This is a genomic window from Mitsuaria sp. GD03876, from assembly GCF_029840635.1.
Lineage (GTDB): Bacteria > Pseudomonadota > Gammaproteobacteria > Burkholderiales > Burkholderiaceae_C > Roseateles.
The window spans coordinates 48342-71018 of sequence record NZ_JAOCCU010000032.1 but is presented as its reverse complement, the minus strand read 5'-3'; the positions used below and the strand labels follow the sequence as shown (position 1 = coordinate 71018).

17 protein-coding genes are annotated in these 22677 nt (G+C 72.4%); 6 read left to right on the top strand and 11 right to left on the bottom strand.

Annotation, left to right across the window (positions count from 1 at the left end; translation table 11 throughout):
• The 4 genes from pilO2 to N5D62_RS19500 all read right to left on the bottom strand — a co-directional run.
• Positions 1 to 617, bottom strand: a 617-nt coding sequence (gene pilO2, locus N5D62_RS19515) for a type 4b pilus protein PilO2 (protein WP_279759548.1), incomplete at its 3' end; no start/stop codon positions are given.
• Positions 614 to 2275, bottom strand: coding sequence for a hypothetical protein (locus N5D62_RS19510; protein WP_279759547.1), 1662 nt, complete (start codon positions 2273 to 2275; stop codon positions 614 to 616). The genes pilO2 and N5D62_RS19510, both read right to left, overlap by 4 nt.
• Entirely contained in the window at positions 2275 to 2586 is a 312-nt protein-coding gene (locus N5D62_RS19505; RefSeq protein WP_279759546.1) for a toxin co-regulated pilus biosynthesis Q family protein, read from the bottom strand. Before N5D62_RS19505 ends, N5D62_RS19510 begins: the two co-directional genes overlap by 1 nt.
• 192 nt (positions 2587 to 2778) lie before the next feature.
• Positions 2779 to 3411, bottom strand: a complete 633-nt coding sequence (locus N5D62_RS19500) for a type II secretion system protein (RefSeq protein ID WP_279759545.1) — start codon at positions 3409 to 3411, stop codon at positions 2779 to 2781.
• 90 nt (positions 3412 to 3501) lie between these two features.
• Here N5D62_RS19500 and ligA point away from each other — a divergent pair, with 90 nt between their 5' ends.
• A complete protein-coding gene (gene ligA, locus N5D62_RS19495) occupies positions 3502 to 5607 on the top strand; it encodes an NAD-dependent DNA ligase LigA (RefSeq protein WP_279759544.1) in 2106 nt (701 codons plus the stop codon).
• A gap of 87 nt (positions 5608 to 5694) precedes the next feature.
• On the opposite strand, the gene N5D62_RS19490 is transcribed toward ligA, so the two are convergent.
• Positions 5695 to 6972 carry an MFS transporter gene (locus N5D62_RS19490; protein WP_279759543.1) on the bottom strand — a complete coding sequence of 426 codons (1278 nt, stop codon included), beginning with the start codon at positions 6970 to 6972 and terminating at the stop codon, positions 5695 to 5697.
• 164 nt (positions 6973 to 7136) lie between these two features.
• Between N5D62_RS19490 and N5D62_RS19485 the strand changes: the two genes are divergently transcribed.
• Complete coding sequence (locus N5D62_RS19485) at positions 7137 to 7727, top strand: TetR family transcriptional regulator (RefSeq protein ID WP_279759542.1); 591 nt, start codon at positions 7137 to 7139, stop codon at positions 7725 to 7727.
• On the opposite strand, the gene N5D62_RS19480 is transcribed toward N5D62_RS19485, so the two are convergent.
• The 3 genes from N5D62_RS19480 to N5D62_RS19470 are packed head-to-tail and all read right to left on the bottom strand — an operon-like array spanning position 7690 to position 10771.
• Positions 7690 to 8580: a DMT family transporter gene (locus N5D62_RS19480; RefSeq protein ID WP_279759541.1), complete on the bottom strand. Its 891-nt coding sequence runs from the start codon at positions 8578 to 8580 to the stop codon at positions 7690 to 7692. The genes N5D62_RS19485 and N5D62_RS19480 overlap by 38 nt on opposite strands.
• Positions 8577 to 9176 carry a methylated-DNA--[protein]-cysteine S-methyltransferase gene (locus tag N5D62_RS19475; protein WP_279759540.1) on the bottom strand — a complete coding sequence of 200 codons (600 nt, stop codon included), beginning with the start codon at positions 9174 to 9176 and terminating at the stop codon, positions 8577 to 8579. Before N5D62_RS19475 ends, N5D62_RS19480 begins: the two co-directional genes overlap by 4 nt.
• Positions 9173 to 10771, bottom strand: a complete 1599-nt coding sequence (locus N5D62_RS19470; RefSeq protein WP_279759539.1) for an Ada metal-binding domain-containing protein — start codon at positions 10769 to 10771, stop codon at positions 9173 to 9175. Before N5D62_RS19470 ends, N5D62_RS19475 begins: the two co-directional genes overlap by 4 nt.
• A 184-nt stretch (positions 10772 to 10955) precedes the next feature.
• On the opposite strand from N5D62_RS19470, the gene N5D62_RS19465 reads away from it, so the two are divergent.
• The gene (locus N5D62_RS19465) at positions 10956 to 12344 is read left to right on the top strand and encodes a phosphomannomutase/phosphoglucomutase (RefSeq protein ID WP_279759537.1); all 1389 of its coding nucleotides are present in this window, start codon (positions 10956 to 10958) and stop codon (positions 12342 to 12344) included.
• 10 nt (positions 12345 to 12354) lie between these two features.
• Positions 12355 to 13677, top strand: coding sequence for a 3-deoxy-D-manno-octulosonic acid transferase (locus N5D62_RS19460; RefSeq protein WP_279759536.1), 1323 nt, complete (start codon positions 12355 to 12357; stop codon positions 13675 to 13677).
• Here N5D62_RS19460 and N5D62_RS19455 read toward each other — a convergent pair.
• Both N5D62_RS19455 and N5D62_RS19450 read right to left on the bottom strand, forming a co-directional pair.
• Positions 13655 to 16195: an ATPase, T2SS/T4P/T4SS family gene (locus N5D62_RS19455; RefSeq protein WP_279759535.1), complete on the bottom strand. Its 2541-nt coding sequence runs from the start codon at positions 16193 to 16195 to the stop codon at positions 13655 to 13657. The genes N5D62_RS19460 and N5D62_RS19455 overlap by 23 nt on opposite strands.
• Before the next feature lie 168 nt (positions 16196 to 16363).
• On the bottom strand, positions 16364 to 18394 hold the full coding sequence (locus N5D62_RS19450) for a M66 family metalloprotease (protein WP_279759534.1): 2031 nt from the start codon (positions 18392 to 18394) through the stop codon (positions 16364 to 16366).
• A 171-nt stretch (positions 18395 to 18565) separates the two neighbouring features.
• Here N5D62_RS19450 and pcp point away from each other — a divergent pair, with 171 nt between their 5' ends.
• Complete coding sequence (pcp, locus tag N5D62_RS19445; RefSeq protein WP_279759533.1) at positions 18566 to 19204, top strand: pyroglutamyl-peptidase I; 639 nt, start codon at positions 18566 to 18568, stop codon at positions 19202 to 19204.
• 28 nt (positions 19205 to 19232) lie between these two features.
• On the opposite strand, the gene N5D62_RS19440 is transcribed toward pcp, so the two are convergent.
• Positions 19233 to 21356, bottom strand: a complete 2124-nt coding sequence (locus N5D62_RS19440; protein ID WP_279759532.1) for a M66 family metalloprotease — start codon at positions 21354 to 21356, stop codon at positions 19233 to 19235.
• A 549-nt stretch (positions 21357 to 21905) separates the two neighbouring features.
• On the opposite strand from N5D62_RS19440, the gene N5D62_RS19435 reads away from it, so the two are divergent.
• Entirely contained in the window at positions 21906 to 22568 is a 663-nt protein-coding gene (locus N5D62_RS19435; protein WP_279759531.1) for a LysE family translocator, read from the top strand.
• Positions 22569 to 22677: the final 109 nt, after the last annotated feature.

Sequence of the window (22677 nt, the reverse complement as noted above, 5' to 3'; positions counted from 1 at the left end):
AGCCGCCAGACCACCGTCGCGCCCGCGGCCAGCAGCGTCGCGGCGACCGCCGCGGCGCACCAGGCGGCGCGGCGCTGCTCGCCCGGCAAGGGCCGCAGCCGGGTCTCGGGATCCGGCTGGTCGAAGAGCATCGCCAGCGGCAGCGCGTCGCCCAGGCGTTCCCGGCCCGGCAGGTGGCTGGCGACCCGGACCGGCCGGTCGGGATGCATGTCGCGGAACTCCGCCAGCAGCGCCTGCGCGGCCGCGAGGTCCGGCAGCAGCCGGTCGAAGCCCGGGACCGGGCGGCGGTCCATCAGCCCGACCAGGGCGACCCGCTCGTCCACGGCGATCAGGCAGACCTCGGCGCCCTGTTCCGCGAAGCGGGCGATCAGCAAAGCCACCGCCGAATGGGCCCGGCGCGCGCCGTCGACGCGGCGGGCCAGACCGAGCAGGCTGCCGTCGGGCAGCCGCGCGACGAGGCGGAATCCCGCCTCCCGCGCTTGGCGCAACTCCGCGCGGGGATCGCCGGCCCGGGCCACCGGCTGCCATTCCAGCCCGAACGCCAGGGGCACGCCGCCGATCTCGACGACGGTCGCCGGCGGCGTCTCGGCGGGCCGCGTCGAGGCCGCGGCCTTCATGGCTCGACCAGCCGCGGCGTGATCAGCACGACGGTGCCCTGCTTGCCGCGCGTGCCGCGCCGCGCCAGCGGCAGCACTCCGCGCACGACGTCGGCATCGTCGAGCTGCGCGTGTTCGCGCTCGAAGCCGGCCAGCACCAGCGTGCGTCCCGCCGGCACGCGGATGCGCTGCATCGCGCTGAAGCTCGTCGTCTCCGGCAACTGCACCGACTGCGCCGCGTCGCCCTGGCCGCTGGTGAAGGCGCGCAGCTGCTGCAGCTCGCTGACCTGCAGCGCGGTCTGCAGCAGCACCAGGTTGGAATCGAGGATCACCGGCAGCACCGTCAGGCCCAGCCCGGTGGACAGCTTGCCGGGTTCGATCGCGCCCGGGATGGTGACGCCGGTGGCGGCGTTCTGCGTCGCCGCGGTGGTGCGCTGCACGTAGGCCCGGGTCTGCAGCGCGCCCAGCGGCACCGGCATCCGGTTGGTCGTCGTGACGACGCTGGAATAGGCGGTCGAGACGCGGCCGTACTCCTGCAGCGCCTTGGCGATCCACTCGCTGGCGCTGCCGCGCGAGCTCGACGCGCCGAGCAGGAAGCTCAGCGCCGCCGGCGGCCCGCCGCTCATCGGCCCGAGCGCCGACGGCCCGGTCAGCCTCAGCCGGTTGCCCTGGTCGAGCCGGCCGAGCACCGCGTTCCAGTCGATGCCATGGTTGTATTCGTCGAAGAAGCTGACCTGCAGCACCTCGACCTCCAGCACCACCTGCCGCAGCAGGTTGGCGTTCAGCGCCTCGAGGTGGGCCTGCACGCGTTCCACGTTGGCCCGCGCGTCGGTGACGGTGACCAGCCCGGCGCGGGGGTCGACCTGCAGCGCGGCCATCGGCGACAGCATCGGCCTGAGCACCTCGGGCAGGCCGGCCCAGTAGTCGCTCTGCGCGGCGACGTCGACCTTGGCCGACCCGGCGCCGCCATCGGTGCCGCCGAGCACGTCGAAGGCGGCGCTGGTCCTCAATCCGCCGGGCAGCGCCTTGACCGGGATGGCCCGCGTGACGACGCGGGAGAAGACGATGCGCCCGCCGGCATGGATCCACTGCAGCCCGGCCTGCGCCGCGATGCGGTCGAGCAGGCCGCGCAGCGGCCCGGCGTGGTCGATCTCGACGGTGTTGCGATGCTCCGCCGCCGACACGTCCAGGCGCCGCGCGCCGGCCAGCGCGGCCTGGCGCATCGCGTCCGACTCCTCCGGACGGGCCGCGGCGGCGTCGAAGGCCGGGCGGGGCAGGAGGCCGGGCGCGTAGTCGGCGGCGTCATGCAGCGCGTCGGGCGACATGACGACGGGCAGGTCGATCGCGCGCGAGATCAGCTCGGCCGCGGCGGCCAGCGACAGGCGCCCGGGCGCGTGCAGCCGGATGTCGCCGAGGTGCGCGGGCAGGCGTTCCTCCTGCCGCAGCGGGACGGACCGGGTGGCGAAACGCGGCACCGGGTCGGCCAGGACCAGCGAGGGCGAGGCGGACGCGTCGCGCAGGCGCGCCTGCAGCTCGGCGGCGCGGTCGACCAGGTCCTGGTGGCGACGCGCGGCCTCGCGCGCCGCGGGCCCGGCGCAGCCGACGAGGACCGCGGCGGCCAGCGAGGCGAGCGTCGCCCGCGGGAGCCGCCGCGGGCGCGTGGTGTCGGGCGGGCGCATCAGCGGCGGGCCCCATCGGGCCGGTAGCGGTCGATGCGCAGGACGCGCGTCTGCGGCTGCAGCCGGGCCTGCAGCGGGCAGTCGGTGTCGCGCAGCGCGGCCATCGCCTGTTCGAGGGCCTCGACGAAGTTGCCGCGCAAGGTGACCTCCGCGTCGATCGGGAAGTCGCGGTCGACCTCCCACACGAGTTGCCAGCCCGCCTCGCGGGCCCAGCGGCTCAGGGCGAGGTGGACCGTGCCGTCGGCGCGGGTGAAGGTCCAGTCGGAGGGCGGCGCCGCCCGCAGGACGGACCAGTCGGACCAGTCGGACATGACGGACGATGCGGCCGATGCGGGCGCCGCGGACCGTGCGGACGACGCGGGGCCTGCCGCCGGCGGCTGCGACGCGGCCGGCAAGGCGCCGGTCGGCAAGGCGCCGGTCGGCGGGGCCGGGGCGCCGGTCACCGAGGCATGCACCGCCGCCGAGGCGATGAGGGAGAACAACAGCACGGGCGGGCCGGGCGCTCAAGGCACCATCAACGCGTGGATCGTGACGTCGGGCCCGGACGGCGAGCATTGCGCGGCGATGGCGGCGAGGTCGATCACGCCCTGGGAGCCGGGCGCCTTGAGCATCTTGGAACCCTCCGGCACGCCGGTGGGTTCGGTGGTGGTGGTGTCGACCCACACGGCCTCGGCCATCGTCGCGAAGTTGCCCGCGAGGGCGGCGCATTGCGTCTTCGGGATCTTGGTGTACGAGATCGCGAAGGCCTTGCCGGCCAGCAGCGGCGGCATGGCCTTCTCCAGGCCGATGGTGAAGATCTGTCCACCGAACGGGTTGCTCACCATGTCGCCGGAAATGCTTTCCTTGGGAAAGGCGCCGAGCTTGATCGCGGTGGCGGTCTTCAGCTTGGCCAGGCTGGTCGGGTCGCCGGAGCCCAGCCCGGCGATGTTCAGCTTGATCTGCGCCACCTGGCGCAGCGTGGTCGAGGTGTTCATCTGCTCCTTCAGGCCCCGCACGCCCAGCAGCAGGACGACCACGGCGAAGATGATCACGCCCAACACGATCACCAGCTCCAGCAGCGTGAAGCCGCGTTGCGGCCGTTCGCCGCGGCGGCGGGCCTTCGCGCGCGACAGGGGAGCGGATGCGTTGAACTTCATGGAACAGACCTCCTAGCAGGCATATCGAAAGGACACAGGGTGCCGGGTGTGACCGGCGGCCGCTCAGTGGCGCTGCGCCACAATGCGCGCATGACTTCCTCCCCGTCCGCCGCGGTGTCCGCTTCCCCGTCCGAGATCGCCGTCCCGGCGTCCCACGACCTGGCCGCGGCGCGTGCCGCCGAGCTGCATGAGCAGCTCCATCACCATGCCCATCTCTACTACGTGCTGGACGCGCCGGCGCTGCCCGACGCCGAGTACGACAAGCTCTTCCGCGAGCTGCAGGCGATCGAGGCCGCGTACCCGGCGCTGCTGACGCCGGACTCGCCGACGCAGCGCGTCGGCGGCCAGGTGCTGGAGGGCTTCGAGCCGGTGCGGCACGTGGTGCCGATGCTGTCGATCCGCACGGAGACCGACACCGAGGCCAGCGGCGCGGAGAACTTCGACGCGCGGGTGCGCCGCGAACTGGACCTGGGGGAGAACGCCGCGCCGGTCGAGTACGCGGCCGAACTGAAGTTCGACGGGCTGGCGATCAACCTGCGCTACGAGCGCGGCGTGCTGGTGCAGGCCGCCACGCGCGGCAACGGCGAGACCGGCGAGGACGTGACGCAGAACGTGCGCACGATCGGGCAGATCCCGCTGCGGCTGCGGGGCGACGGGGCGACCGCCGCGGTGCTGGAAGTCCGCGGCGAGGTCTACATGCGCCGCGACGACTTCGAGGCGCTCAACGAGCGCCAGCGCGCCGCCAACGAGAAGACCTTCGTGAATCCGCGCAACACGGCCGCGGGCGCTATCCGGCAGCTCGATCCCGAGCTGGTGCGGCAGCGGCCGCTGAGCTTCTTCGCCTACGGCCTGGGCGAGACGCAGGGCTGGGAGATCCCGGCCACGCACGGGGCGATGCTGGACGCGCTGAAGTCCTACGGGCTGCCGGTCAACGAGGACCGCGCCGTCGTGCGCGGCGCCCAGGGGCTGGTGAAGTTCCATCGCGAGATCGGCGAGAAGCGCGACGCGCTGCCCTTCGACATCGACGGCGTGGTCTACAAGGTCAACAGCCGCGAGCTGCAGCGCCGGCTGGGCTTCGTCTCGCGCGAGCCGCGCTGGGCGGTCGCGCACAAGTACCCGGCGCAGGAGCAGGTCACCCGGCTCGACCGCATCGAGATCCAGGTCGGCCGCACCGGCAAGCTGACGCCGGTGGCCAAGCTCGAGCCGGTGTTCGTCGGCGGCACGACGGTCAGCAACGCGACGCTGCACAACCTCTTCGAGATGCGCCGCAAGGGCATCCGCGTCGGGGACCAGGTCATCATCCGGCGCGCCGGCGACGTGATCCCGGAAGTGGTCGGCAAGGTCGACGCCGCGCGCGCGGCCTACGTCCCCAACTTCCGCATGCCCAGGCACTGCCCGGTGTGCGGCAGCGACGTGGCGCGCGAGAAGGGCGGCATCGACCATCGCTGCACCGGCGGCATCTTCTGCCCGGCGCAGCGCAAGCAGGCGCTGCTGCACTTCGCCGGCCGCCGCGCGATGGACATCGAGGGCCTGGGCGACAAGCTCGTCGACCAGCTGGTGGACGGCGGCATCGTGACCAGCCTGCCGGGGCTCTACAAGCTGGGCGTGGCCAAGCTCACCGCGCTGGAGCGCATGGGCGACCGCAGCGCGCTGAACCTGGTCGAGGCGCTCGACAAGAGCAAGCGCACGACGCTGGCGAGGTTCCTGTTCGCGCTGGGCATCCGGCAGGTCGGCGAGACGACGGCCAAGGACCTGGCCAAGCACTTCGGCAACATGGACGCGCTGATGGCGGCGACCGAGGAGCAACTGCTGGCGGTCAAGGACGTGGGGCCGATCGTGGCCAGGAGCATCGCCGCGTTCTTCGGCGAGGCGCACAACCGCGAGGTGGTCGAGCAACTGGTCGCCGCGGGCGTGACCTTCCCCGAAAGCGAGGGCGCCGCCGCGGCGCCCGCCGGGCCGCAGCCGCTGGCGGGCAAGACGCTGGTGCTGACCGGCACGCTGCCGACCTTGTCGCGCGACGAGGCCAAGGAGCTGATCGAGGCCGCGGGCGGGAAGGTCAGCGGCTCGGTGTCGAAGAAGACCAGCTACGTGATCGCGGGCGAGGAGGCAGGCTCCAAGCTCGACAAGGCTCGCGAGCTGGGCGTGACCGTCCTCGACGAGGACGGACTGCAGGCGCTGCTGGCGTCGCCGGACTGAGGACTGCCACGACCCTCACCCCAACCCTCTCGGTCCCTCATGGCCCCCTCTCCCGCGCTGCGGGAGAGGGCGGGGGGTGAGGGTCTCTCAAGCCGCCGCGGTCTTGCGGCGGATCACCATCGCCATCGCCGCCGCCAGCAGGCAGGCCGCGCCGGCGACGTAGAGCGCCGGGGCGTAGCTCAGCAGCAGGCTGCGGCTCAGCCCCGCGCCGTACGCGGCCACCGCGGCGCCGATCTGGTGCCCCGCGAAGATCCACCCGAACACCATGCCGACCTTGGCCGCGCCGAAGCGCTCGGCGGTCAGCCGCACCGTCGGCGGCACGGTGGCGATCCAGTCCAGCCCGTAGAACACCGCGAACAGCGACAGCCCGTAGAGCGTGAACTCCGCGTTCGGCAGCCACATCAACGACAGGCCGCGCAGCGCGTAGTACCAGCACAGCAGCTTGCGGGCGTCGTAGCGGTCGCTGAGCCAGCCCGACGCGATCGTGCCGATGAAGTCGAAGATCCCCATCATCGCCAGCACCGACGCCGCCGGCACCGCCGCCAGGCCGTAGTCGCCGCACAGCGAGATGAAGTGGGTCTGCACCAGCCCGTTGGTCGACAGCCCGCAGATGAAGAAGGTGCCGAACAGCAGCCAGAAGGTCGGCTGCGTCGAGGCCTCGCGCAGCGCGGCGAACGGCGTGCGCCAGGTCACCTTCGCCGCGGGGGCGGCCGGCGCGGCGGCCGTGGCGGGATCGGCGCCGTACGGCGCGAGACCCAGGTCCGATGGCCGGTCGCGCATGAACAGCAGCACCAGGCTCATCACCACCAGGCACAGCACCGCCAGCGGCAGCAGCGGGGCGCGCCAGCCCCAGCGCTCGATCATCCACGCGGCGATCGGCAGGCAGATCAGCTGGCCGGTCGCCGCGCTCGCGGTGAGGATGCCCATGATCAGGCCCTTGCGGACCGCGAACCAGCGGTTGGACACGATCGCGCCCAGCACCAGCGCGGTCATGCCGCTGCCCAGCCCCAGCACCACGCCCCACAGCACGACCAGGTGCCACAGCTGCGTGACCAGCCCGGCCAGCAGCATCCCGCCGCCGACCAGCCCCAGCGCGACGCTGACCACCGCCCGCACGCCGAAGCGCTCCATCAGCACCGCCGCGAACGGCCCCATCAGCCCGAACAGCGCGAAGCGCAGCGCCAGCGCCGACGAGATCTGGCTCGTCGACCACCCGAACTCCTGCGCCAGCGGTTGCAGCATCGCGCCCGGCAGGCCCAGCGCGGCCGACATGAACAGCATCGTCAGGAAGGTCAGCCCGGCGATCACCCAGCTGAAGTGGAGACCCCGCGGGGTCAGGCGTCGGGACATGGCGGCGGCGAGCATGCGGGGATCCTTCCGGAACCGGTCGGGCGACCAGTTTTGATGATGGCCAGCATCGTATCGAGATTCCCGCGTCGCGCTGAAGATTTGATGATGCCCCTACTCAAAATCGTGGCATCGCGCCTCCACCCGAAGTCGCGGACGGCGTTCCTACAATGGTGCCCATCATGAAAGTCACCAAAGAGCAATCGGCCGCCAACCGCAAGGCGCTGGTGGACGCGGCGTCCCGGCTGTACCGCGAACGCGGCGTGGCGGGGGTCGGGCTGGCGGAGATCTCGCGCGAGGCCGGCTTCACGCATGGCGGGTTCTACGGGCGCTTCGCGTCGAAGGAGGAACTCGCGGCCGAGGCCTGCGACGTCGCCTTCGAGGGCTCGCTGGCGCGGCTCGGCGCGCAGCTGGAGAAACACGGCGGCGACCTGCAGCCGTTCCTGAAGCGCTACTTCAGCGCGGCGCACCGCGACGCGCCGGGCGCGGGCTGCCCGATGGCGGCCCTGGGCGTGGACGCGGCCCGCGAGGGCGGGCTGCTGCGCGAGGCGATGAGCGGCGGCATCGCCGCCTACCTGCGCGAACTGGCCATGCACCGGCCCGACGGCACGGTGGTCGAGGACCCGACCGCGGACGACGAGGCGCGCGCGATCGGGGTGCTGTCGACGATGGTGGGCGGGATGATCCTGGCCCGGGCCTGCGCGGGCGCGGCGCCGGGCCTGTCGGAGCGGATCCTCAGGACGTCGCTCGAGACGTCGACGAAGGCAGCCTGAGCACGCCCACCGCCAGCGCGGTGCCCACCAGCACCACCAGGCAGCCCAGGGCCATGCTGGCGTTCAGGGTCTCGCCCAGGAACACCCAGCCCCACAGCAGGCCGAAGACCGGGATCAGGAAGGTCACCGAGATCGTGTTGGTCGGCCCGACCCGCTTCATCAGCCGGAAGAACAGGATGTAGGCGATGCCGGTGCACAGCAGCGCCAGCAGCGCGACCGCGCCCCAGGCGTGGCCGCTGGGCATCGCCGCGGGACGCAGCGTCCAGGCCGGCGCGGCCAGCAGCAGCGCGGCGGCGAACTGGCTGCCGGTGGCCACGGCCAGCGGGCTGGCGCCGGTCAGGTAGCGCTTGGTCGCGCTGGCGGCGATGCCGTAGCTGAGCGCGGCGATCAGGCACGCGACGATCGCGAAGCCGCTGCCGCCGGGCTTGAACGAGGCCTTGTCCCAGGCCAGCAGCACCACGCCGGCGAACCCCAGCGCCAGGCCCAGCAGCCGCGAGCCGTCCAGCCGTTGCCCGAACCAGGCCCAGGCGACCAGCGCGCCCCACATCGGCGTCGTGGCGTTGAGGATGCTCGACAGGCCGGCGTTGATCGACAGCGCGGCGAAGCTGAACAGCGCGAACGGGAAGGCGCTGTTCAGGAACCCGACCAGCAGCAGGCCCTTCCAATGGGTGCGGAGGTCGCCGACGCCCTCGCGGAAGGCCAGCAGCGGGATCAGGAACAGCGAGGCGCCGGCCACGCGCACCGCGGCCGTCGCCACCGCGCCGAACTCGGGCGCGGCCAGCCGCATGAACAGGAAGGACGCGCCCCAGATGGCGGCCAGGATGAGGAGTTCGATCAGATCGCTTCGTTTCACGCGGGCACCCTTGGCATGTTGTCGCGGCGCGGGGCCGGCTTGTTGGAAGGCTGTGGGGAAGGCGAGGGGCGAAGCGTAGCCGGGAGGCTGCCCTCGATTGTCAGTAGGGCTTCCTTGCGGTGCAGTCCGCCGGCGTAGCCGGTCAGGCTGCCGTCGGCGCCCAGCACGCGGTGGCACGGGATCAGCACCGACACCGGGTTGCGGCCCACCGCCGCGGCGACGGCGCGCACCGCGTCCGGGCGGCCCAGGCGGGCGGCGAGTTCGCCGTAGGTCACGGTCTCGCCGGACGGGATGGCCAGCAGCGCCTGCCAGACCGCTTGTTGGAACGCGGTGCCGGACGGGGACATCGGCGGCAGCGGGGCGGGGCCGGCCGAGGCGTCGTCGCGCGAGCCGGTGAAGTACGCCGCGAGCGTCGCCACGACGGCGCGCAGCAGCGGATCGGCGTCGTCGCGCGGCGCGGCGAGCGTGCCCGGGTGGTACTTCTGGCCTTCGAACCACAGGCCCGACAGGCCGCGGTCGTTGCGGGCGACCAGCAGGCGGCCCAGCGGGGTGTCGGTCTCGGTCCAGGCGGTGTGCGTGACGGCGGTCGGCTTCATGGCGTGGTTCCTTTGCGGGGTTTGAGCGCGGCTTCGCGCCACAGTTGCAACACGGCGTAGCTGCGGTAAGGCGCGAAATGCTCCGCGGCGGCGATCAGTTCGCGGGGGCGCAGCGGGGTGCCGGCGCGTTGTTCCAGGCACTGCTTCAGCACGACGTCGCCCGGCAGGTAGGCGTCCGGCCAGCTCCAGCCGCGCATCAGCATGTAGTGGGCGGTCCAGGGGCCCAGGCCGGGCAGGGCGGCCAGCTCGGCGATCGCTTCCTCGACGGTGCCGCGGCCTTGCGCGAAGGCCAGCGTCGGCCACTGGCGGGCGAGGTGGATCAGCGCCTCGGCGCGGCGGCCTGGCATGCCGATCGGCGCGATGTCGTCGACCGTCGCGGCGGCCAGCGTGGCCGGCGTCGGGAACACATGCGTCACGCCCGGCGGCGCGCCGGCGCTGTCCGGCAGCGGCTCGCCGAACTTGGCGATCAGGCGGGTGGCGAGGGTGCGCGCGGCGGCGACGGTCACCTGCTGGCCCAGCACCGCGCGGATCGCCAACTCGAAGCGGTCCAGCGAGCCCGGCAGGCGCAGCCCGGCGGCGGCGGGGCCGAGGTCCTCGCCCAGCGCGGCGGCGATCGCCTGCGGGTCGGCGTCCAGGTCCAGCCAGCGGCGCAGCCGCGGCATCAGCGGCGCGATCGCCGGCCAGAGGGAGGGGCTCAGCGAGAGGCGGACCTGCGGGCGTTCGGCGCCGTCGGGGCTCAGGCGCAGGTTCAGCCAGCCCAGCAGGTCCGGCTGGCCGGGACGGACGAGGCGCACGCTGCGGGAGAGCGTCAGGCGCTCGACGTCGACCTGCTCGACGCCGGGGACCGCGCGGGCCGCCAGGAAGGCCAGCAGCGCGGTGCCCTGGAAGGGCGGGCGGAGGTCCAGGCGGAGTTCGGCGGTCTGGAGCGCGGCGGTGGAGCCCTCACCCTCACCCCCCGCCCTCTCCCGCAGTGCGGGAGAGGGCGCCAGGCCGGGGCGGCCCGAGGCGGTGTCGGTGTCGCTGCCGCCCTTGCGCAGCGCGGTGGGGCTCAGGCGGTAGTGTTCCAGGAAGGCGGCGTTGAAGCGGCGCAGGCTCGAGAAGCCGGCGGCCAGCGCCACCTCGGCGATCGACAGGCGGGTGTCGGTCAGCAGCTGCTTGGCCAGCAGCAGGCGGCGCGTCTGCAGGTACTGCAGCGGCGCGACGCCGTGCACGGCGGTGAAGACGCGGCGCACGTGGCGCTCGCTGACGCCCAGGTGCGCGGCCAGCGCCGGCAGCGAAGCGTCTTCCGGCGCGCATTCGTCGAGCCAGCGCGCGGCCTCGCGCGCCAGCACCTCGGCGGCGTCCATCGTGCTCCAGGGGCGTGCGGCGGGCGCCAGTTCGGGGCGGCACTTCAGGCAAGGGCGGAAGCGCGCGGCCTCCGCCAGCGTCGCGCTGGGGAAGAAGCGGCAGTTCTCGCGGCGCGGGGTGCGGACCCGGCAGATCGGGCGGCAATAGACGCCGGTCGAGGTCACGCCGACGAACCATTGCCCGTCGAAGCGCGCGTCCCGCGCCAGCAGGGCGGGGTAGCAGTGGTCGGGGTCGAGCAGGAAGTCCATGGGCTGGATGATAGGAGCGCGTCCCGGCCGGATCTGGCCGTTTTCGGACATGTCCCTGAGGCCCTGTCCGCCGGCCCCGGACCGTCATTTGCCCTCGGTGCACCGGGTTACATGGGCGCCTCGCCTTCGCTGCCTACAATCCGCCCCAGTTTTTGGATCCCCACCCATTTCCGCAAGGACGCACATGCAAGTTCACGCATCCATCTTCAAGGCTTATGACATCCGCGGCGTCGTCGGCACGACGCTGGACGAGGCGCTGGCCGAGCACCTCGGCAAGGCCTTCGGCACCGAGGCGGTCAAGGCCGGCGAAAAGGCGGTCGCCGTCGGCCGCGACGGCCGGCTGTCGGGCCCGTCGCTGGTGGATGCGCTGATCCGCGGGCTGAAGTCGACCGGCCTGGACGTCGTCGACATCGGCGCCGTCACCACGCCGATGCTGTATTACGTCGCCGCGACGCGTGGCAAGCATGGCTGCAATTCCGGCATCCAGGTCACCGGCAGCCACAACCCGAAGGACTACAACGGCTTCAAGATGGTCCTCAAGGGCGCGGCCGTCTACGGCGAGCAGATCCAGGGCCTGAAGCGCCGCATCGAGGCCGAGGACTACGCCACCGGCAACGGCCGTGTCGCGCAGATGGACATCGTGGCCGAGTACACCCACCGCATCGTCAAGGACGCCAAGCTGTCGCGCCCGATGAAGGTCGTGGTCGACAGCGGCAACGGCATCCCGGGCGCGACCGCGCCGGCGATCCTGCGCGCGCTGGGCTGCGAGGTCGTGGACATCTTCTCCAAGGTCGACGGCGACTTCCCCAACCACCATCCCGATCCGTCGCGTCCCGAGAACCTCGAGGACCTCAAGCGCATCGTGCACGCCACCGATGCCGAGCTGGGCCTGGCCTTCGACGGCGACGGCGACCGCCTGGGCATCGTGACCAAGGAAGGCACGATGATCATGCCGGACCGCCAGATCATGCTGATCGCGGCCGACATCCTGAAGCGGCTGCCGGGCTCGGAGATCATCTTCGACGTCAAGTGCACGCAGCGCCTGGCGCCGTGGATCGAGGAGCACGGCGGCAAGCCGCTGATGTGGATGACGGGCCATTCGCTGGCCAAGGCCAAGCTCAAGGAGACGGGCGCGCCGCTGGCCGGCGAGCTGTCGGGCCACATCTTCTTCGCCGAGCGCTGGTACGGCTTCGACGACGCCATGTACACGGCGGCGCGCATGCTGGAGATCCTGTCGCGCAGCGACGACCCGTCCAAGGTCCTGAACGACCTGCCCAACAGCGTCAACACGCCGGAGCTCAACGTTCCCTGCAAGGAAGGCGAGCACCACGAGGTCGTGGCCAAGCTCAAGGAGATCGCCGAGTTCCCGAACGCCAAGGAGCTCATCACGATCGACGGCCTGCGCGTCGAATACGACGACGGCTTCGGCCTGGTGCGCGCGTCCAACACGACGCCGGTGCTGGTGCTGCGCTTCGAGGGCCACACGCAGGAGGCGCTGGAGCGCATCCAGAAGGAAGTGCTGGCCCAGCTCAAGCGCGTGAAGCCGGACATCACCTTCACGTCCGGCCATTGATCGCCGCGCGTTGATCGCCGACTCGTTCAAGGAGCGCCTGGCGCGCGGCGTCTTCAGCACCGTGCTGAGGCTCGCCGCGCCGGCGTATCTCCTGCGCGTGTTCCTCCGCGGACGCCAGGAGCCGCTCTACGCGGCGCATCCCGGCGAGCGTTTCGGATTCGGCGACGCGATCGCGCCGGGATCGGTCTGGGTGCATGCGGTCTCGCTGGGCGAGACGCGGGCGGCGGTGGCGCTGATCGAGCGCCTGCGCCAGGACCGCCCGGGCATGCGGCTGCTGCTCACGCACACGACGGCGACCGGCCGGGAGGCCGGCCGCGCGCTGCTGCGCGAGGGCGACACGCAGCGTTGGCTGCCCTTCGACACGCCGGGCGCGGTGAAGCGGTTTCTCAAGCGCACCCGGCCGGCGGTCGGCGTGCTGATGGAAACCGAGATCTGGCCCAACGTGCAGCACCAGGCCCGCAAGGCCGGCGTGCCGATGGTGCTGGCCAACGCGCGGCTGTCCGCGCGCAGCCTGCGCCGGGGCGAGAAGTTCAAGGCGCTGCTCGCGCCGGCGGCGCGCACGCTGCGGCTGGCGCTCGCGCAGTCGCAAGCGGATGCCGAGCGCCTGCGGCAAGCGGGCGTGCCCGACGTGCGCGTCTGCGGCAACCTGAAATTCGACTTGCAGCCCGACGAGGCGCAACTGGCGCGTGGCCGCGCCTGGCGCGCGGGGCTGAACCGGCCCGTGGTGATGCTGGCGGTGTCCCGCGAGGGCGAGGAGGCCGCGATGCTGACCGCCTGGAAGGCCGCGGCGCAGGCGAGGGCGCAAGCGGGGAATCCGCTGCTGCTCATCGTGCCGCGCCATCCGCAGCGTTTCGACGAGATCGCCGCGATGGTGACCGACGCCGGCCTCACGCTCGTGCGCCGGAGCGCCTTCGGCACCAGCGAGATCACGACGCCGCCGTTGAGCGCGGGCGTGGCGGATGTGTGGCTGGGTGACTCGATGCGCGAGATGTCGCTGTACTACGGCCTCGCTGACGTGGCGCTGCTGGGCGGCAGCTTCGAGAAGCTGGGCGGCCAGAACCTGATCGAGACGGCGGCCTGCGGCGTGCCGCTGTTCATGGGCCCGCACACCTTCAATTTCGCGGAGGCGGCTGAGCTGTCGCTGGAGGCGGGCGCGGCGCGCCGCGTGGAGACGCTGCCGCAAGCGCTGGATGAAGCGCTGCGGCTTCTGACGAAGCCGCAAGAGCGCGATGCGATGGCGGCCGCGGCGACGGCCTTCGCGGCCGCGCATCGCGGCGCGGCGGCGCGGATGGCCGCGCCGATCCTGGCGCTTACTGGTTACTCGTCGACCTGACCTCACCCAGTGTCGTGACGCCCTGCAGGACCTTGGCGATGCCGTCCTGACGCAGCGTGCGCATGCCTTCGGACATGGCCAGGTGCATGAGTTCTTCAGCGCGTCCGCCGGTCTGGATCAACCGCCGGATCGGCCGCGACACGGTCAGCAGTTCGTGCAAGCCAGCGCGGCCTTTGAACCCCGTGTGGTCGCACTTGTCGCACCCAGGCGAGTGGTAACGGAGCAGGTTCGGCTGCCCATACGCGCCTTTCCACTCCGCCAGCACCGCATCCCTTGCCGGCCGGTTCTCGGCCGAGAACACGTGCAGGTAGTCGTCGAGCAGCTCGTTGAGCGTCGCATCCGGCATCGGCTCCGAGGTCCGGCAGGCCGGGCAGATCCGCCGCACCAGCCGTTGCGCCAGCACCGCCAGCAGCGAGTCGGCGAAGTTGAACGGGTCCATCCCCATGTCCAGCAGCCGGGTGACGGTTTCCGGCGCGCTGTTGGTGTGCAGCGTCGACAGCACCAGGTGGCCGGTCAGCGAGGCCTCGACGGCGATCTCCGCGGTTTCCTCGTCGCGGATTTCGCCGACCATGATGACGTCCGGGTCCGCGCGCAGGAACGCGCGCAGCGCCTTGGCGAAGGTCCAGTCGATCTTGGGGTTGACCTGCACCTGCCGCAGCCCCGCCTGGGTGATTTCGACCGGATCCTCGGCGGTCCAGATCTTGCGCTCCGGCGTGTTGATGTTGGCCAGCACCGAGTGCAGCGTCGTCGTCTTGCCCGAGCCCGTCGGGCCCACGCACAGCACCATGCCGTAGGGCCGCTCGGAGGCCGCCTTCAGCTCGCGCAGGTTGCGTTCGGAAAAGCCCAGCTTCTCCATCGGGATCGGCTTGGCCGAGGCCAGGATCCGCATCACCACGTCCTCGAGGCCGTTGTTGGTGGGGATCGTCGCGACCCGCAGCTCGATCTTGTGGCGCTCGGAGAACTTGGCGAAGTTGATCTTGCCGTCCTGCGGCTTGCGGCGCTCGGAGATGTCGAGGTCGCACATGATCTTGATGCGCGCGATCATCGCGCTGCGGTAGGTGTGGGGCAGCTCCAGGTGGGGCTGCAGCACGCCGTCCTTGCGGAAGCGGATCTTGACCTTCTCCTTGCCGGGGTAGGTCTCGATGTGGATGTCCGACACGTTCTGGTTGTGCGCGTCGATGATCATCGTGTTGATCAGCCGCACCAGCGAGTTGTCGCTCTGCTCGATCTGGCGGTCCTTCTCCTCGTCGCGCGCCGCCTCGCGGGCGACCTGCTCCTGGCCCTCGCGCTCCAGCGTCTCGATCAGCTTGTCGGAGCTGTCGAGTTCGAAGTCCATCGTCAGCGCCGGCAGCCCGCCGCCGGTGGCCGAGACCGGCTGCCCGCCGAAGCGTTCGTAGGAGGTCGGGATCGCGAAGGCCAGCGAGCCCAGCCGCGCCAGCGCCGGCACGACCTTGAGCTGGGTGATGAACTCGACCTCGTCGATGCAGTCGCGCCGGGTCGGGTCCTCCATCGCGACGATCAGCCGGCCGTCGCGCAGCACCAGCGGCAGCACCTCCAGCCGCTTGGCCACCGAGAACGGCAGCTTGCGCACCGCGTCGGGCTCGATCGCGAAGTTGTCCGCGTCCACCAGCGGATAGCCCATCTTGCGAGCCAGCGCCGACTGCAGCTGCGCGCGCGTGACGATGCCCTTGCGCACCAGCAGCTCGCCCAGCGGCACCGAGCGGTCCTGCTTCTGCTGCGCCAGCGCCTCGTCCAGCTGGGCCTGCGTGACGAGCTCCAGCGCCAGCAGCGCCTCGCCGATGCGCACCATCGGCATCTTGGCCTGCTGCTCGATGGCGATCATCAGCTGCTCGGCGCTGACGATGTGCTGCGCCACCAGGATGTCGCCGACGCGGCGGTCGCGCAGTTCGCGCTGCTCGTCGACGGCGATGTCCACCTGCGCCTGCGTCACCACCTCCTGGCGCACCAGCAGGTCGCCGATGCGCTCGCCGACCTCGAAGCTGAGCAGCACCTCGCGCGGCACGAACATGCAGCGCACCCAGTCGCTGGTGTCGCTGACCGGCGGGAACAGGAACAGGCCCAGGTCGGTCTCCTGGTGGCCGATGGTCGTGCCCTTCTGTTCCTCGCCGCCCTGGTAGACGAGCTTGAATTCGCTGCGCGGGCGCTGGTCCAGCGACAGCGGGTCGTCGGCGGTGCCCGGGTCGCGGGGCGGCACCTCGACCGCGTGCAGCAGCTTGAGCGCCTTGAACTGCGAGAACTTCAGCGGCATCGCGTTGCGCGCCGGCGGGACCACGACCTGCGCCAGGCGCTCGGACGGGACCATCAGGATCACCTTGCCGACGGTGCGGCTGCCGTTCAGGCCGAGGATCTCGCAGGCCTGCGGTTCGCGTTGCGGCCGGGGGCGGGGATAGGCGGCAAAGGGCGGCGTCGGCCATTCGAACTGCGGTACCGCCGTGTCAGCCGTTCCGGAAGTCGGCTGAGCATGGGGCCATTGCAGCGGCATGGACGGGTCGGTCATCTGGCGGTCTCCGCGGGAATGCTTTATCTAGGCAGATCAGGGCGGGAGAGTAACCCGTTTGTAGGGTGCCCACTACCGGGATAAGCAGGGCGCGTGCCTGCCAGGCGGACGGGCAAGACCTGGCCACCGGCAACCCCGGCCGCCGGACAGGCCCGCCGCGAAGACGGCTCAGAGCGTCCGGGCGGCCAGCACGCGCGGCTGGGCCGGCAGGCCTTCCCAGGCCATCGGCGTGTCCAGCAGCTCGACCCGGGTCAGCGGGCGATCCCCCGGCACCTGGACCGCGAACAGCCGGAAGCTGTCGCCACGCAGCGGGTCGCGCGTGTCCGGGCCGGGGGTGCCGCGGGCCTGGTTGAACGGACGGAAACCGCCCTGCAGCAGCCGGTGGCGCACGGTGCCGTCCGCGTAGGTGAGCCGCAGGGTGAAGTCGCAACCGCCGGCGCGGCAATACCAGTAGTTCGTCGAGGTGTCGGGCACGATGCTCGCGCGGTCCTCGGCCGACGACGGATCGATGCCGCGCGGCAGGTTGCCGGTGAAGCTCAGCACCGGATAGATCTGCGTGATGCCGGCGCTCGTGGCCGGGTTGGCGGGGTCGGCGTTGCTCAGCGTCAGCACGATCGCGTGGACCGGCACGCCGCGCCGCGTCGCCAGGCCGCGATCCAGGCCCCAGATGCCGCCCGAGGCGGTCGCCGTCGAGGCCTGCACCCAGCGCTTGTCGAGCGTGTCCCATTGCTTGAACCCGCTGGCGAAGGCCGCGTCCTCCACCAGCCGGCCGCCCGCGACGTGGTTGCCCTTGTCGTCGAGTGTGGTCTTGCCTTCCAGGTCGCGCTGCATGACCGCGGTGCTGAAGTCCGAGAAGGTCGCGTAGCGATAGCCCGAGGCCTGGTCGCCGGCGCCGCTCTGCATCGGGTCCTGTTTCACGCAGCGACCCGTCGCGTCCAGGGTGCGCGGCTTGCCGCCGTAGGTGTCGGCCTTGCAGCGGGCGTAGCTGGAGGCGGTCGTCGGCACGAACGGCGCGAGGAACTCCTTGCGGCGCGCGTCCCAGCCCCAGGCCGAACCGTTCAGGCTGCCCCAGGCGTAAGGGTAGGCGCCGTCGTCGTAGGCCTCGCCCGCGTGCGGCAGGCCGAAGGCGTGGCCTTGCTCGTGGACGAAGATGCCGGTGTACGCGTCGTCGCCGGCACCGACGCTGCCGCCGCCCAGGCCGCCGCCGGGACCGCGGGACTTGCCGGCGGCGTCCAGCGCCAGCAGCGGCGCGTAGTACTGGACCGCGAGCGGCCCTTCGCCGTTGGCGTTGCGCAGCGCCCCCAGCACGCCGAGCACGCCGGCCAGGCCGGCGAAGCCGTCCTTGTAGTCGGTCGTCGATCGCGCGACGTAGGCGGCCCGCGGCTGGCCCGACGCGTCGCCGCGCGGACCGATCACCAGCGTCGGCCAGAACGCGGCGCGGGCCGGGTGATTGACGGCGTCGAGCCGGGCGACGGGCCATTTCGCCAGCAACTCGGCGACCGCGTCGGCCGGCGGCGCGGCGGTGGCGGACAGCGGCCGGCCGGTGTTCGATTCGTCGGCGCCGAACAGGTAGAACGGCAGCACGCGCAGCGTGAACGGCATGTCCGCGCCGACCTCGACCGGCCGCGCGTCGCCGGCCGTGTAGTTGGCCGCCTTGACGCGGAGCGAGAGCCCGGGCCGCAGCCACGCGGCCGGCAGGACGGCGCTGTGGAGGTCGCCGGCATAGGCCGGGCCGCCGGCCTCGGTCGGCGGCAACTGCGCCGGCGGCGTCAGCGCGACGGTGCCGAGCGACTGGCCGCCGAGCAGGCCCTCGACCATCGGCCGGTCGGCGTTCGTGGCCGACAACCGGACCAGCGCCAGCGCCTCGCGGTCGCCGACGAGGTGCAGCGTCTCGGTGGCCTTGGCGGGACTGGGCGGCGCCCAGCTCCGCGAGCCGTCCGGCAGCAGATGCGTCTGGGCGAGCTCGAGGCGCTGGATGTTCAGCGCGCCGGACGGCTGCCCGATGCCGATGGTCGATCCATCGGCGCCCGTGTTGGCATCGCCGCCCCCCGAACCGCCGGAGCCCCCGCAAGCGGCCAGCAACGCGCTCACGACGAGGGCGGCGCCGGCCGCCAGCGCGACCGGCGTCCGCGCCCGGAGCGGGCGGCGAGCGGCGTCGGAGGAGGGCGCGGGGCGATCGGGCGGCTGGATCCGGGGCATGGGGAGCGAAGGAAGGTCGAAAGGGGCGAAGTCTCTCCGGTGCGCGCCGGCGGGGCCGCCGCCCCAAGGCGGGTTTCTGGCCGCATTTGGGTAAGCGCTGTAACGCCAGGTGTCCATCGCGCCGCGGCAACGGAACGTCGGCGTCCGGACCGCGCCGCTAGACTCGCCGCCATGAACAACGTGCTGGTAACCGGCTTCGAGCCGTTCGGGGGCGAAAGCGTCAATCCGTCGTGGGAACTGGCGCGCGCGCTCAACGGCGAGGTCGTCGCCGGGATGCGGGTGGTGGCGGTGCAGCTGCCGTGCGTGTTCGGCGAGGCGCTGGCGCGGCTGGACGAGGCGCTGCAGCGGGTGACACCGGCCGTGGTGCTGGCGATCGGGCAGGCGGGCGGCCGCTGCGACCTGTCGCTGGAGCGCGTGGCGATCAACGTCGACGATGCCCGGATCCCCGACAACGCCGGCGCGCAGCCGGTCGACGAGCCGGTCGTGCCCGACGGTCCGGCCGCCTACTTCTCGACCTTGCCGATCAAGGCGATCGTGGCGGGCCTGCGGGCGGCGGGGTTCCCGGCCTCGGTGTCGCAGACGGCCGGCACCTTCGTCTGCAATCACCTGTTCTACGGCCTGCAGCACCGGCTCAGGGAGGCCGGTGCGCGCAGTGGCTTCATGCACATCCCCTACCTGCCGGAGCAGGCCGCCCGCCATCCCGGCGCGCCCAGCCTGCCGCTGCCCACGCTGGTGGCGGCGACGCGGCTGGCGGTGGAACTGGCGATCACGGCGCGGGAGATCCGCGCCGGCGGCGGCCAGCTGGACTGAGGCCGCCGCGCCGCGATCGCCGCGGCGCTCAGAGCGAGCGCTCGGCCAGCACGCGCGGCTGGACCGCGAGGCCTTCCCAGGCCATCGGCGTCTCGAGCAGCTCGACCTTCGTCAGCGCCTTGTCGCCGGGCACGTTCAGCGCGAACAGGCGCCAGCTGTCGCCCTTGAGCGGATCCTGCGTGGCCGCCGACGGCACGCCCCGGGCGTCGCCATAGGGCCGGAATCCGCCCTGCAGCAGCCGATGGCGGATCGTGCCGTCCTCGTAGCTCAGGCGCAGCGTGAAGTCGCAGCCGCCGTTGCGGCAGTACCAGGGGTTCGCCGACGCGTTGGGGACGATGCTCGCGCGGTCCGCGGCCAAGGTCGGATCCATCGTCCGGCTCAGGTTGCCGACGAAGCTCAGCGGCGGGTAGATCTGCGTGGCGCCCTCGGTGCCCGCGTTGCTGATCGTCAGGACGATCGCGTGGACCGGCACGTCGCGCTGCTGCGGCAGCCCGCGGTCCAGGCCCCAGATGCCGCCGGAGATCGTGCCGGTCGCCGCCGCCACCCAGCGCCGGTCGATCGAATCCCACTGCCGGTAGCCGGTCGCGAACGCCGCGTCCGGCACGAGGCGGCCACCGGGCACGTGGCGGCCCTGGGCGTCGACGGTCGTGACGCCTTCCAGGTCGCGCTGCATGCCGGCCGTGCTGAAGTCGGAGAAGGTGGCGTAGCGATGGCTGGACGCCTGGTCGCCGGCGCCGCTCTGCATCGGATCCTGCTTGATGCAGCGGCCCGAGGCGTCGAGCCTGCGCGCCTTGCCGCCGAAGGTGTGGGTCTTGCACTTCGCGTACGAGGCGGCCGTCGTCGGCACGAACGGGGCGAGCAGTTCCTGCCGGTTCATGTCGAAGCCCCACGTCGATCCGTCCAGGCTGCCCCAGGCGTAGGGATACACGCCGGCATCGAAGGAATCGCCCGCGTGCGGCAGGCCGAAGGCATGGCCCTGTTCATGGACGAAGACGCCGGTGTAGTGCGCGTCGCCGACGCCGACGCTGGCCCCGCCGAGCCCGCCGCCCGAACTGCCGTACTTGCCCGCGGCGTTCAAGCCCAGCAGGGGCGCGTAGTACTGGACCGCCAGCGGGCCCTCGCCGTTGGCGGTCCGCAGCGCCGACAGCACGCCGTACAGCGCCCCCAGGCCCGCGAAGCTGTCGCGGTAGTCGCTGCTCGAGCGCGCGACGTAGGCGGGCTGCGCGGTGCCGGACCGATCGCGCGGCGGGATCACGAGCGTGGGCCAGCGTGCCGCGCCGGCGGGGTGGTTGACCGCCTCCAGGCGGGCCACCGGCCATTTCGCCAGCAGCTCCGCGACAGCGTCCGCCGGCGGCGCGGCGACCTTCGACAGCGGGAGCCCGGTGTTCGAGTCATCGGCGCCGAACAGATAGAACGGCAGGACGCGCAGCGTGAAGGCCATGTCCGCGCCGACGTCGACCGGTCGCGCGTCGCCGGCCGGATGGCCGGTGGCCTGGGCCCGGAGCGAGAGCCCCGGCTTCAGCCAGGAGGCCGGCAGCATCGCGCTGTGGAGGTCGGTGGCGTAGGCGGGACCCGATGCCTCGGTCGGCGGCAGTTGAGCCGGCGGACGCAGCGCCACCGTGCCGAGGGACTGGCCATTCAGCAGGCCTTCGAGCAGCGGCGAGGGCGCATCGGCGACGGACAGCCGGACCAGCGCCAGGGCCGCCCGGTCGCCCACCATGCGCAGCGAGCCGATGACCTTGGCGGGCGATGACGACGACATCCAGGTCCGCTGGCCGTCCGGCAGCAGATGCGTCTGGGCGAGCTCGAGCCGCTCGATGGTCAAGGGAGGCACGGCCGGCGGGGCCAGCGCATCGAAACGCGCGACCGGCGGGGCGATCGCCTTGGGCGCGGCCGTGGCGGGCACGATCCTGGAAAGGGGCACGGGTGTCGCGGACGGGCCGGCCGCGGCGCCGGGGACAGCGATGGCGAGCGCGGCGACGGGCGCTGCGACGGGTGCTGCGACGGGTGCTGCGACCGGCGGCGCGGCGACGGTCGGCAGCGCGAGAGGGGCGATGCGCCCGTCGGCTTGCGGCGAGGGCGCTGGCGCGGGGTTGGCGGCCGGCGCCTGGACCGGTTGCCCTTCGTTGCCGGGCAAGTCGACAGACAGCATGGCGGGCGACGGCTCCGTGACGGGAGGGATTGCCGTCGATGGGTCGACCGGGAACTCGCCGGGTGGAGGCGCTGCCACGGTCGGCTCGCCGATCTCGGGCAGCGCGTTCGCGATCTCGTTCGAGGCCAGGCCGCCCGCCTCGATGACCGGATCGGGGAGGACCGGCTCGGTGGATGGCGACTGGCCGCCGCCGCATGCCGCCAGGACAGCGACGCACAGCAGCGAGAGGGCGATCGGCGAGCGTCGAGGGGCGGTGCGACCGCGATCGCGAAGGCGGGGCGGGGACGAGGGCAGGGCGGTCGACGGATCGGTCGATGCGGACATGGGGGACCTCTGGCGGTGGAAGAACAACCAGTCTCGGTTCGACATCCACACGCGACCATCGCCTGCACTTGCACACCTGATCACGCATCGAGGTGGTTCGACCTCGATCCATGACGCCGGACGTCAACGAGCCGGCCCGCGACGCGAAGCGCTACTGCCGCAATCTGACAATTCCCGCGCCTACGCTGCGGCCTCTCATCCCTGATCCTTGCAGCGGAGTCCCTCATGAACAGCGCCGAACTCACCCTCTACTTCGCCCTCGTGCTCGGCATCGTGCTGATCCCGGGCATGGACATGGCCTTCGTCGTCGGCCACAGCCTGACCGGCGGGCTGCGCGCGGGGCTGGCCGCGCTGGCGGGCGTGGTCGCCGGCGCGCTGTGCCACCTGGCGATGGGCGCGATGGGCCTGGCGCTGCTGCTCAAGGCCTTGCCCGGCGCCTTCACCGCGATGTTGGCGGCGGGTGCCGTCTACCTGGCCTGGCTCGGCTGGGGCCTGATGCGCGTCGAGCCGAGCGCCGTCGCCAGCGAGCGACCCGTGGGCGGGCCGCAGGCGCGGTCCGCGTTCCTCGGCGCGATGCTGACCAACCTGCTCAATCCGAAGGCCTACCTGTTCAGCCTGGCGGTGCTGCCGCAGTTCGTGCACCCGGAGCGCGGTGGCCTGGCGCTGCAGCTCGGCGCGATCGGCCTGGTGACCGCGTCGACGCAGATCGGCGTCTACGGCGGGCTGGCCTGGCTGGCCGCGGGCGGACGCCGCCGGCTCGAGGGCGCGGACGCCGCCGCGCTGGGCCGGCAGCGCCTGCTGCTGCGCATCGTCGGGCTGCTGCTGTGGGTGACGGCGCTTTACACCGGCTGGCAGGCCTGGACCCAATCGGCATCGCTCGCGCCATGAGCCGCGTATGTGCCGCGTCATGAGCCGCGGCTGAACGCCGCGCCATTGCGCCTGCGGAGCGAACCGTCCGGCGGTTCTCACCGCCGGCGGGACCCGATTGATCGATGTC